Annotated in this window: 9 protein-coding genes; 7 read left to right on the forward strand and 2 right to left on the reverse strand. The window is 65.9% G+C overall.

Features of this window, described 5'->3' with window-relative positions; all coding sequences use genetic code 11:
- Window positions 1-549: 549 nt before the first annotated feature.
- A complete protein-coding gene (locus tag KV110_RS23055; RefSeq protein ID WP_218469362.1) occupies window positions 550-3,843 on the forward strand; it encodes an AfsR/SARP family transcriptional regulator in 3,294 nt (1,097 codons plus the stop codon).
- 33 nt (window positions 3,844-3,876) lie between these two features.
- Here KV110_RS23055 and KV110_RS23060 read toward each other — a convergent pair whose 3' ends face one another.
- Complete coding sequence (locus KV110_RS23060) at window positions 3,877-4,476, reverse strand: methyltransferase family protein (RefSeq protein WP_218469363.1); 600 nt, start codon at window positions 4,474-4,476, stop codon at window positions 3,877-3,879.
- 107 nt (window positions 4,477-4,583) lie between these two features.
- Window positions 4,584-4,940 (reverse strand): cupin domain-containing protein, encoded by a 357-nt coding sequence (locus KV110_RS23065; protein WP_393539660.1) that lies wholly within the window; start codon window positions 4,938-4,940, stop codon window positions 4,584-4,586.
- Between the two features lie 47 nt (window positions 4,941-4,987).
- On the opposite strand from KV110_RS23065, the gene KV110_RS23070 reads away from it, so the two are divergent.
- The 6 genes from KV110_RS23070 (at window position 4,988) to KV110_RS23095 (ending at window position 12,293) form a co-directional block, all read left to right on the forward strand.
- On the forward strand, window positions 4,988-5,974 hold the full coding sequence (locus KV110_RS23070; protein ID WP_218469365.1) for a helix-turn-helix domain-containing protein: 987 nt from the start codon (window positions 4,988-4,990) through the stop codon (window positions 5,972-5,974).
- 124 nt (window positions 5,975-6,098) lie between these two features.
- Window positions 6,099-6,812, forward strand: coding sequence for a response regulator transcription factor (locus tag KV110_RS23075; RefSeq protein WP_246633922.1), 714 nt, complete (start codon window positions 6,099-6,101; stop codon window positions 6,810-6,812).
- Window positions 6,806-8,389, forward strand: a complete 1,584-nt coding sequence (locus tag KV110_RS23080; protein WP_281427675.1) for a sensor histidine kinase — start codon at window positions 6,806-6,808, stop codon at window positions 8,387-8,389. Before KV110_RS23075 ends, KV110_RS23080 begins: the two co-directional genes overlap by 7 nt.
- A 151-nt stretch (window positions 8,390-8,540) precedes the next feature.
- Window positions 8,541-10,379 carry a glycosyltransferase family 39 protein gene (locus KV110_RS23085; RefSeq protein WP_393539231.1) on the forward strand — a complete coding sequence of 613 codons (1,839 nt, stop codon included), beginning with the start codon at window positions 8,541-8,543 and terminating at the stop codon, window positions 10,377-10,379.
- Between the two features lie 607 nt (window positions 10,380-10,986).
- Window positions 10,987-11,631 (forward strand): hypothetical protein, encoded by a 645-nt coding sequence (locus tag KV110_RS23090; protein WP_218469368.1) that lies wholly within the window; start codon window positions 10,987-10,989, stop codon window positions 11,629-11,631.
- A 335-nt stretch (window positions 11,632-11,966) separates the two neighbouring features.
- Window positions 11,967-12,293: a hypothetical protein gene (locus KV110_RS23095; RefSeq protein WP_218469369.1), complete on the forward strand. Its 327-nt coding sequence runs from the start codon at window positions 11,967-11,969 to the stop codon at window positions 12,291-12,293.
- Window positions 12,294-12,377 lie beyond the last annotated feature (84 nt).

Consider the following 12,377-nt stretch of genomic DNA (forward strand, 5'->3'; position numbering starts at 1 on the left):
TTTGCCGGGCGGTGCCGATCCACTGCTGGCCGAACGAATTCGTTTTCGGCGGTGCAGCCGCTCAGCACGCGCATCGCCGGACAGCACCGCCGCGCGCCCTGCTCGCTGTGCTGGCAAAGGTGGGGACACGCGGTGCCCCCGGTCGACTGCCGCCGCCCCCGTCGACGAATCCGCGCCGGGTCGCTTCATTGACCACCGGCGCGTCACCCTCCCCGAATCCCCGTGGGCGACAACCCTGTCCGCGGCCCGCGACAGCAGGGCGAAACGGTGACTCAGCTGGTGCGGCGCGTGGTAGAGCCGGGAAGTGGACGCTTGCTCACAACTAGATGAGCCGTTGCTGACCAGACAGCTCGTCGACTGCCGATGAACTCGTAGCCCCCGAATCATGCTGCCGCACACTCGATCAGGATGTCTCGAGCTGCGTAACTGCCGCTGTACTAGTGCGTAAATGACTGGTCAAAGTGGTAACTATCCTGCGTTCCTGCGTCGGAAATGTCCGGCGCCACCTATGCTCAGCGCTGGTAGCACATGGTTCAGGAGGGCTTGTCCATGGCGCACACACAGATCAGATACGGGGTGCTCGGTTCGTTCACGGCAATGCGAGATGACCGTGAAATCGAGTTGGGCCCAGCGAAACAGCAAGCCGTGCTTGCGGCACTGATGCTAGAGATGAACCGGCCGGTAACGGTGAACGCGATCATCGACGGGGTGTGGGGCGAACACCCCCCTGGTGACGCGCGCAACGGTGTGCAGACCTACGTCAGCAGGCTACGTCGCGTCCTTGCTCCGTGCCGTAAGACCGCGGAACCCGCGCTGGTGTGGGCCGAGACCGGGTACGTGCTACATGGCGACCCTTCGCTGTCGGACCACGTCGCGTTCGACCGGCTCATCGCGACCGCCGAGCGATGCCGCCGCGAAAGCGACCTCGACGCGGCGGCCACCCACACCGATGCCGCGTTGGCACTGTGGCGCGGTGAACCGTTCAGCGGTCTGGCGGGTCCGATCATCGAGGCCGAACGCCGCAGGTTGCAGGAGCGCTACCTGACCGCGCTCGAGCACCGTGCCGGGATCAAGCTCGCCCGCGGCCACTACGCCGAAGCAGTCGCCGAACTCGCCCCGCTGGTCAGTTCGTACCCGTTGCAGGAACGGTTCCGGACGCTGCTCATGCTCGGTCTCTACCACTGCGGGCGCCAGGCCGAGGCGCTGATGGTTTTCCAGGACGCTCAACGCCGTCTCGCCGAGGAGATAGGGATCGAACCGGGGCGCGAACTTCGCGAACTGCACCGCCGGATCCTGCGCGACGAGATCGAACCACCGCTCGACGCGCCATCGGGAGCACCGACCGGTCGGAATGAATCTGCCTACGGCGTCGCGGATTTCAACATTCCGGCGGAAGGAGCCCCCACGATAAGCGCCATCGGTGGTACAACCGACGCCGGCAGCACAGAATCGCGGCCCGAGGTGGCGACGAGCCGGAACCAGCTTCCCGGCGATATCGCGGACTTCACCGGCCGCAACGACGAGATGCGTCGCCTGCTTGCCGACACCCCGGCGACCGAGGCCCGCCCGGCCGTATTGATCGAGGCCATCGACGGCATGCCCGGTGTCGGTAAGACGACGCTGGCGATTCACGCGGCCCATCGACTCAGCAGCCGCTATCCCGACGCTCAGCTCTACATCGACCTGCACGGGCATGCCGACGAACGGGCGCCCATCGAACCGATGGTGGCGCTGGACCGGCTGTTACGCGCCGTAGGGGTACCGAGCGAGTCGATACCCCCCGATCTGGATGCCCGAGCGGCGTTGTGGCGCACCGAGATCGCTTCCCGTTCGGCGCTCCTCGTCCTGGACAACGTGGCCGACGCCGACCAGGTTCGGCCGCTGCTTCCTGGCACACCCAGCTGTCTGGTCCTGATCACCAGCCGACGGCGGCTGGTCGAGCTGGACGTCGCCAAAACGCTGTCGCTGGACGTGCTTTCGGCCGAGGACGCTACGGCACTGTTCACCACCATCGTCAACGACGACCGAGTCCTGGCCGAGCCCGACGCGGTGGACGAAACCGTTCGGCTGTGCGGTTATCTTCCGCTGGCGATCCGAATCGCGGCAGGCCGCCTCCGCGCGCGGCCGGTCTGGCCGATCGACCGTTTGGCCGAGCGGCTTCGCCACCCCAGCCATCGACTCGAGCACCTGTCCGCGGGGTCGAGGAGCGTGGCCGCCGCACTCACCGCGAGCTTTCAAGATCTGCCGATCGAACAACAACGCGTGTTCCGGCTGCTCGGCTTGCATCCTGGCCGCGACTTCGATACCTATGCCACCGCTGCCCTGGCCGACATCGGGGTCGACGCCGCCGAACAGATCCTGGAAGGCCTTGTCGATGTTCATCTGCTGGAGCAAGTGGTGTCCGGGCGCTACCGATTTCACAACCTGGTGCGGGATTACGCCGCGACCCTGAGTGAGCCGTCCGATATCGACTGCAGCGCGGCGTTGACCCGGTTGTTCGACTACTACCGGTATGCCGCCTGGGCGGTCGGCAGCAAAATCTTGCCGGACCGCACAATTCGTATCGGTCACCTGCCCAAGCCGACGACACCGACACCCGCACTGGCCGGTCACCATGAATGTGTGGCCTGGTTGCACCGCGAACGGCTCAACTTGCTGGCCATTGCCAGAGAAGCGACCCGGGCCCGCTGGTCCGACTACACCAGGCTGTTCTCCGAAGTGCTGTGGTGGCCGTACGTGACCGGCCTTCGATGCTCCGACGACGTCATAACATTGCACTTCGACGCTGTCGAGGTCGCCCGCAGCAGCGGTGAACACGCGGAAGAGTGCCGTCTGCTCGTCAATCTCGGCTACACGCTCTGGCGAATTCGGCACTACCAGCAGGCCCTGGTGGTGCTCGACGATGCCATACGGCTGGCCCACGGTATGGGTGACTATTCCAATGCGGCCAGAGCCATGCACCACAGTGGGCTGGTCTACTTCCGCTTGGCTCGTTATCGGGATGCGCTGATGGGCTACCACCAAGCCTTGTCGTTGTCGCGCTCGATCGATGACAAGTTCATGGAAGGCTACGCGCTACAGGGTATCGGGCAGGTCTACGAGCGGATGGGCTACTGCGACGACGCACTCGACCATCTCCGGCAAGCCCTCAGCGTCGCCGACGACACCGGCGACCCCTACCTCCGCTCCTGTGCTCTGATGCGCATGAGCGACACCGACATTCGGATCGGCAGATATGACGACGCTCTCGCCCACCTGGCGGACGCCAGGAAAACGCTGGCGCCGATGTCGTCGAACACCCTCTTCCACAACTATCTTTCGATTCGAATCGGGCACGCCTCTTGTCTTACGAAGCAGTACGAGAACGCGCTCGACAACTTCCGGACGGCGCTGGCTCTCGCCGAGCGCAACAATGATCTGATTCTCGAGTGTTGCGCACATTTAGGTATCGGCGATGTCCATCGGCGGCAAGAACACCCTCGGGAAGCACTCGCACATTACGAGCGCGCACTCCAGATTGCCTACGCGTCCGGCTCACCTTACGAAGAGGTGCTCGCCTATGACGCTATCGCCGCGGTCAACCATCACTCGGCGCGCTTTTCCATTGCCCGCCAGCACTGGAAGGCTGCCCTGACGATCGCCGCCGGTCTGGGAATACCCGAAACCCAACGCATCGCCGACCATATCGCCGACATCGACTCCACTGTGCTCAGCACGGCAACGCAAGCCGCCGAATCGCGCTCGGCCGAGTTCCGCAGAGCCGCGGACTTGCTCCGGTGCAATATTCCGCCCTCGCATCGCACGTCCGCCATGGCGATGATGGTCGACCCGGGGCCACCATGACGGTTGGCCGCCTCGTCCCGGCCGCCAGCGAAGTTACCGCTGCCGCCCGAGCAAGGGCAGGAATCGGCCCGTGCGGGCTGCGTAGTCCCCGTATGCGGCCCCGTGGGCAGAGCGCAGATACGGCTCTTCGACCTGTCTGACCTGGATTTCGATGGCGACCACCGCGAACACGAGCCCGCCAAGCGCGACCGCGTTGGGGACCAGCAAAGCCAGGCCCGAGAAGGTGGCCGCTACGCCAGTCAGCACAGGATTACGGACCCACCGGAACGGGCCGGTAGTGACCAGCGCTGTGCGCACGCCGGGATCGACATCGGCCCGCCACGACGCGCCCATGCCCAGCTGGGACACAAAGGTGAGCGCGATGCCGACGACGGCGAGTGCGGCACCCGCGCCGCGAATCGGTTGCGCATCGAGCACCGGAAAGGGCTCCAGCCCAACGAGTTCGGCGATCGGCGCGGCAACGATCCCGAGGAAGCCGACGGTGGAGATCGTCTTCGCCCACCACTGAGCGGTACCGGGCCGGTCACGGACTCGGATCTCGGTGTTCCCGGTGCGCCGGAACTGGACGACCGTGCGCGCACCGACGGCCACCAACAACCACATGCCGATCAGGACAAGCGCGGCTAACGCCATCCCCGAACCTCTTCTCCCCGGGCCAGCACCGACCACGTCGGCCCCACTCCTCCCACGGTATCCGTTTCGTTGATCCGGATGCTGCCGCTGCCCGCCGGATCGGCGACCTAACCTTCGGGATAGAAGACGAACAGCGTGCAACCCGTGGTCGTCTGTGGGATGTGTGAGGAACCTGCGGGGGCATGAATGAAGGACCCGGCGGGATAGTCCCGGTTTCCGTCATTGAAGACGCCGGAGACCACGAAGACCTCCTCGGGGCCCGGTTCGTGCACGTCGATCCCCTGCCAGCAGGCGTTCGGATCCATCTCGAGGAAATATGCCTTCGCACCGTTGTCGCCGACCCACAGGGAGCGCGAGCGGATGCCAGGGAAAAGCTCACGAACCGGGGCGTCCTGCACAGCGGACCACACGTAACCGGACATGTTCTGGTCTGTCGTCATGGAGTCAGCCTCCCCGACCGGTATGCCTCCCGCCGAGTGTCAGAGATGACATCTCGAGGTACTTTTCTGCCATGCACCGCGTTGTGGCACTTGTCCGCTCACCACAGTCGACCTTCGAACTCAGTTGCGCGGCAGAGGTGTTCGGGATCGAGAGAGGAGGAATTCCGGCGCGCTACGCGTTCGACGTGTGCACGGAACACCCTGGACCCGTCGCGACGTCCGCCGGGTACGACATGCTCGTGACAGCTGGACTCGATGCGCTCGACCGGGCGGATACGGTGCTCGTCCCTGGCTGGTTGCCCACCGACGAGCCGCCCTCAGCTGCGGTCATCCGGTCGCTGCGGAACGCACACGCCCGCGGCGCGCGGCTGGTCAGCATCTGCACCGGCGTCTTCGCGCTGGCGCACGCCGGCGTGTTGGACGGGCGTCGGGCGACCACGCACTGGGCCCGAGCGGACGAACTGGCCACCCGCTTTCCAGCCGTCCAGCTCGACCGGGACGTGCTCTACGTCGATCACGGTGACGTAGCCACCAGCGCGGGCGCCGGAGCAGGCATCGACTTGTGCCTGCATTTGGTACGTACCGACCAGGGGGCCGAATACGCCGCGCAGGTCGCACGGAGCATGGTGATGCCACCCCACCGCGAGGGCGGGCAGTTGCAGTACGCGGCACCGCCACACCCGATGCAGATCGATGGTTCGCTTGCGCCGTTGCTGGAGTGGGTAATCGGTCGGCTCGGTGAACCGCTCACGGTCGAGGACCTGGCCGCGCGGGCCGGCGTCTCGTCACGGACGCTCGCCCGCCGCTTCATCGACCAGCTCGGCGTCGGCCCCGGACAGTGGCTGCTCACCCGGCGAATCACGGCCGCACGGGAATTGCTGGAAACCTCGGATCTGCCGGTGGACGCCGTCGCACGCCGCGTCGGACTCTCCTCGGCCACCAACCTCCGCAGGCGCTTTCTTCGCACGCTCGGCACGACACCGGGTGCTTACCGTAGGGCGTTCAGAACCGAACCGGAGCACTCGGTCGGCTTCCAGAACGAACAATTGGCGGAATGACCGAGTACCGCCCCCCACCTGAGCCCTCCACCATGTACCGCTCGGCGGCCTGCATTGGGGTACTCCCAGGGAACTCCCAGCTGGGGTCCAGGTTGGCTGGATGGGGCGGGCGCATTCTGTTGGGATGAGCAGCGCCGAGCCTCTGACCCGTGTTCTCGTTGTCGACGACGAGCCGATGATCTTGGAGTTGTTGCGCACGAGCCTGCGTTATCAGGGGTTCGAGGTGGCTACCGCGCTCAGTGGTAACGAAGGTTTGGACATGACGCGCCGGTTCCGGCCGGATGTGCTGATCGTGGACGTGATGATGCCGGGGATGGACGGGTTCGGTCTGCTCCGGCGGCTGCGGGCGGGCGGGTTCGATGCTCCGGTGTTGTTCCTGACGGCTCGCGATCAGGTCGAGGCCAAGCTGACCGGGTTGAGTCTCGGCGCGGACGACTACGTGACCAAACCGTTCAGCCTGGAGGAAGTGATCGCGCGATTGCGGGTCATCCTGCGCCGCGCCGGGACGTTGGGCCGCGGCCGGGTGGAGCGGCTGACCGTAGCCGATATCGAACTCGACGACGAAAGCCATCAGGTGTGGAAGGCCGGTGCGCCGGTGTTGTTGTCCCCCACCGAGTTCACGCTGCTGCGTTATTTCATGGTCAATGCGGGCAAGGTGCTGAGCAAACCGATGATCCTGGATCACGTGTGGCGCTACGACTTCGGCGGCGATGCCAGCGTCGTCGAATCGTATGTGTCGTATCTGCGGCGCAAGATCGACACCACCGAGCCGAAGTTGATTCACACCCTCCGGAGCGTCGGTTATGTACTGCGCGAACCACAACCGGGTTCGTGGTGAAACGTCGCTTGGCGAGGCTCGGTGCGGCACTGGAACGACGCATCGCGGCGATCCCGTTACGGGTTGGGCTGGTAGTGGTCCTCGTCGCGCTGGCGGCGAGCGTTCTGCTCGGCGCGGGGGTGGTGCTGACCTCGGTGATGAGCCGTGCGTTGACCGATCGGATCGATGAGCAACTCGTCGACGCGGCCCACTCCTGGGCCGAGCCGAGCCCGATGCGGCAGATCGCCGATAGCGACGGGCACCTGCATTGGGTACCCGCTGGCTTTCCCGCGCCGCCACCGTCCTTCGGTGTGCAGCCGCACCGCTTCTTCGAGCGGCGCACCGGCCCGCAGGGTCAGGTCTACTTCCAGATACCCGGCGACGCGGACGGTTCGGCGGTCGTGGCCGACGTGGCGTCGTCGAACACCGTGGGACCGACGACGGTGGGATCGGTCGGCGACGCCGACGTCCGGTGGCGGGTGCTGACCGCGACCAACCAATACGGCTCGGTGACCATCGGGCTTCCACTGACCGAGAACGAGCAGACGGTGACGTGGCTGGTCATCGTCGAAATTGCCACTGGCGCAAGCGCCTTGGTGCTCCTCGGGGTCTTCGGCTACCTGATGGTCCGGCGTAGTCTGCGGCCACTGCGCGTGGTCGAGCACACCGCCGCGGCCATCGCCGCGGGCGACCTGAGGCAGCGAGTGCCGGTGCGCGACGTGGATACCGAGGTCGACCATTTGGCCCGCTCACTCAACGCGATGCTGACCCAAATCCAGTACGGCGTGGCGGCGACCGAGGCGTCGGAGGAAGCCGCGCGCCGCTCCGAGGCGAAGATGCGGCAGTTCGTCGCCGACGCCAGCCACGAGTTGCGTACGCCGTTGACCACGATTCGCGGGTTCGCCGAACTCTATCGGCACGGCGGCGACACCGACCCGGTCCAGTTGCTCACACGCATCGAAGCCGAGGCGGCTCGAATGGGTGTGCTGGTCGAAGACCTGCTGATGCTGGCCAGCCTGGACGCCAACCGACCGCTCGCACAGCAGGCGGTGGATCTGCTCGCGCTGGCCGGGGACGCGGTGCACAACGCGCACGCCGTGGCCGCACGCCAACAGCCCGATGCCCCCGACCGGCCGATCAGCCTGGCGGTCCGCGGCCACGGCACCATGGTCGTGCTCGGCGACGAAGCACGACTGCGCCAAATCCTGGCGAACCTGCTCGGCAACGCGCTCACCCACACCCCACCCGGCACACCGATCGTCGTCCGACTCATCCCAGGTGCCGGTGACGTCCGCATCGAAGTCGCCGACTCCGGGCCAGGGTTGGCTCCCGAGGACACGGCGCGGATCTTCGAACGTTTCTACCGCACCGACACCTCTCGCACCCGCGCCAGCGGCGGCACGGGCCTCGGCTTGTCGATCGTCCGAGCCCTGGTGGCCGCGCATGGCGGCCGCGTCAGCGTCGACAGCGAACCGGGCAACGGCGCCACTTTCACGGTCGTCCTCCCCCGAAACGACGACATCCCCGCCGCACCGTCCTCCGCCGAGGGCGACAGTTCTCAGCAGACGCACGCCCCGGCGGTGGGTGAACGGTGTTGAGGCAGGACGATCGGTTCCCAGCATTCTCCCAGCTTCCGTCCAGGGGCTTTGCAGGATGCCGGACGAACGTTGTCGACATGAGCAAGCCGACCATCGTCCCCGTCACCGCCCCGACCGGTACGGCCACGACCGCGCCGGTGAGCGTCGGCCGGTGACCACAACCGCGAGCGACCTCGGCCAGGCCACCGCCGTCACCGCCGTGCGCCGTCCCCACGCGAGTCGTGAGTACGTGGCGTTGGCGGCGCTACTGCTCGGCACCGCGTGCGCTTACCTGTGGAATCTGTCCGCCAACGGCTGGGGAAACACCTTCTATTCCGCTGCGGTGCAGGCAGGTTCGCAGTCGTGGCAGGCGTTCTTCTTCGGCTCCTCGGATGCGGCGAACACGATCACCGTCGACAAGACGCCCGCGTCGTTGTGGCCGATGGAGATCTGCGTCCGGATCTTCGGACTGTCGAGCTGGAGTATCCAGCTGCCGCAGGTGCTGATGGGCGTGGCGGCGGTGGCGCTGCTGTGGGTGACCGTGCGCCGTTCCTTCGGTCCCACCGCTGGCTTACTCGCCGGACTGGCGCTCGCGTCGACTCCGGTGGCGGCGTTGATGTTTCGATTCGACAACCCCGACGCGCTGCTCGTGCTGCTGATGGTCGCGGCGGTGTGGGCGATGACCAGGGCACTCGACGACGGTCGCTGGCGGTGGCTCGTATTATGCGGCGCGCTGGTGGGATTCGGCTTTCTCGCCAAACAACTCCAGGTGCTGCTGGTGCTGCCCGCCCTGGCAGCGACCTACCTCATCGCCGGACCGCCCGAGCTGGGCAAACGGGTGCTCCAATTGTTCGCCGCGGCTGCGGCAATGGTCGCCGGGGCGGGCTGGTGGCTGCTGATCGCGCAACTCTGGCCCGCCTCCTCGCGCCCCTGGTTCGGCGGCTCCAAGCACAACTCGATCATCGAATTGACCCTGGGATACAACGGACTCGACCGGATCGCGGGAAGTGCCCCTTCGGCGACCTCCGACTCACCATGGGTGAGGATGTTCACCAGCGGCAGGGGCATCGGTCGACTGTTCGATTCCACTGTGGGCGGGCAGATTTCGTGGCTCATCCCGGCGGCGCTATTGCTCCTGGTAGCCGGGTTGGTGCTGCGCGGCCGGGCAGCGCGCACCGATCCACAGCGTGCGGCGCTGATCCTGTTCGGCGGCTGGGGCCTGGTGACCGGGCTGGTATTCAGCTTCATGAGCGGCACCTTCCACGAGTACTACACCGTGGCGCTCGCCCCGGCTGTGGCCGCCGTGGTCGGGGCTGGTGCGGTCATGCTGTGGCGGGAGCGGGAAAAGCGTTGGACGCGTGCGGTTCTGACGCTATGTCTGCTGGCGACCACCGTCACCGCCTGGGTAATGCTATCCCGCGACGCGGTGTTCCTGCCATGGTTGCGCTGGGTGGTGCTGTCCGTCGGAGTCGTTACCGCCCTTACCCTCTCGTTCGGTGCGTCACGTCCGGCCACCGGCGCCGCAGTGGCCGCTGTGCTCGTCGCGCTCGCCGGACCAGCCGCCTATACCGCAGACACCATCGCCAACCCCCACACCGGCGGCATCCCGCTGGCCGGACCCACCGTTCGCGACGAGCAAGCGCGCGGCCCGGAGCCAGCCGGCGCACCCAGCGACCAGGTATTAGCGCGGCTGACGCAGAACGGCACCGACTACACCTGGGTGGCCGCCGCGGTCAGTTCGATGAAAGCGGCCGAGTTCCAGCTGGATTCGGGGCGGCCGGTGATGCCGATCGGCGGTTTCGCCGGTGGCGACCCGGCGCCCACCCTCGCGCAGTTCCAGGACGATGTCGCCCAAGCCCGGATCCACTACTTCATTGCGGGCAAGGCAATGGGCGCGTCGACGGACACCGAGGGCGCGAAGATCACCCAGTGGGTGCAAGAAACCTTCACACCGACCACCGTGGACGGCATAACCCTCTATGACCTGACAACACCACACACCGCAAGTTGATCGCGGCGTCCGAACCGGTGGAATGCATGTATTCGTTTGTTGCACAATTCCTCCGCCTCCAGCGAGTGGGACTTCAGCTACCGCCCGTGTCGGCCATGGAGACGATCGTCTTGGGCGGCGGTTTTAGGGGCTGCTCGGGACACCACCGGCGCAAGACGAGCTGGCCGCGGCCGTTACCGGTAGAGGCGATGAACTCGACGAGTCCCAGCCATACCCCGTTCCAAGCCCGGGCCCAGGCGTGCAGCAGTCCGGGCACGGTTCCGGTCAGGCGCAAGCCGCCCGATCTGAGCCGTAGCGGTACCGACTTCTTCGGGCCGAAGGTTGAGTGTTGGGTCGAGATCGCTTGGCCGAGGTCAACGATGACAGGCCTCGGAGGTTCGACGACCTGACGCAGTGACGGGCTGAACTCCTCCGGTGTCTTGCGTCAACCGGGTGGCCGGCTGCGATGGCGAGTTCGGTTGTCATGGTCGGCGGTCCTGACAACACGCGGTAATGCCGATGTGCGAGCTGTCGGTATCGCGCGATTTCGGTAGGCGACCAATCTCGGGCCAGCTCTGGATCGAATACCTGGGGACCGATGTCTTTTCGTCGTCTGGAGGGAGAGTTCGTGGGTTTCGGTGGTGGAGGTCGTATACGCGTTCTGTATGCGCCGCTCGCAGCTGTTGCTGTAGCAGCAGTGCCCTCTTTCGTCGGCCCGGTGGCGGGTCCCGCTCGGGCGCTGCCGACCACAGGTGTCGGTATCCATATTGCTACTGATTCCGACGATGCTTTGATCGACCAGGCTCGCACCCGTGCTCGCTACGTCGAGGGTCGCACCGGAGTAGTAGCCTCCTTTCTCACGCCCAAGGAATGTGAGGATCCCGAGCTCGAGGCCAAAAAAGCTGTCAAAAGCGCAGTCGAGGCGGCTGATTCGGCTGAGGACGCGGCATCGGCATCCCGCGCCGCTGCCGATGCCGCCGAGGCCGCCCTCCCGGCCTACACCTGCCTCGTCGGCGTCCTTCCTCAGATGATCGAGGATGCCCTGCACACGCGCGCGAAGGAGGAAGCCGAAGAAGCGCTCCCACGGGCCCGCGCAGCCGAAAAGTCAGCTCGTGCCGCCGCCGACGCCGAAGCTGCCGCCGCGGAGTCTCCTACCGATACGAAGCTGGCCAATGACGCGGCGAAAGCTGAGGAGGCCGCCACATGGGCCACTGTCCGTATCCGGTATCCCGACAAAGAGGCACCTCCGGAAATCGAGAAAATCGACGAGTGACGCAGTAGACATCTCCGTCTGTCGTATGTCTACAACCGACCGCTGCGAACGCACTGTAATGCCGCGTGGCGGCCGTTCTGCGCGACCAGATCGACTGCGCAGAACGTGCGCTCTTGTCGATGTGCGATTGACATCGCGAACGGGTCGAGCCGAAAAACACCACCACCCGTTCGGTAGTACACCGCACTGGATATCCGTCCAACTGACCGTCGGCGACGAATGCCTCTACGTGGAAGCAACCACCAGCTCCATCGCGAACAACCCAGACCGAGTCGACTCCAACGCATCCGGCCCTGGCAACGCCAGTGCTGGCTGATAGAAGGGAAGCCCGCCCGATGCGCAAGTTCCACTCGATACCGAGAATCGCGGTGACCACCGGAGCGACCGCTGCAATGCTGATCGGTCTGACCGGAACGTCTCACGCTGCCGAGGGCACGTTCTTCTACACCAGAGCCGACACCGGCCAGCAGACCCTCCTCGGCAGCACACCCAATGGCCAGTGCATAGCCGTTCACGGCGGAGCAACACAGGCGACCAACGACACAGACACCGACGCCCACCTCTACACGAACTCCAGCTGCACCTCATCTCCGAGGTACCTCGGCTCCCGCCAATCAGACGAGTATTCCGCCCCCTACCCGACCTACGTCCTGTTCGGATAGCACCGAACCCGCCGAGGTTGGCGTCCGACCGCCGATCACCAACCACACCTACCAGTCGCAGATGCCGGCGGTCAGTGTGCTCGT

The sequence above is a fragment of the Nocardia iowensis genome (assembly GCF_019222765.1).
Classification (GTDB): domain Bacteria; phylum Actinomycetota; class Actinomycetes; order Mycobacteriales; family Mycobacteriaceae; genus Nocardia; species Nocardia iowensis.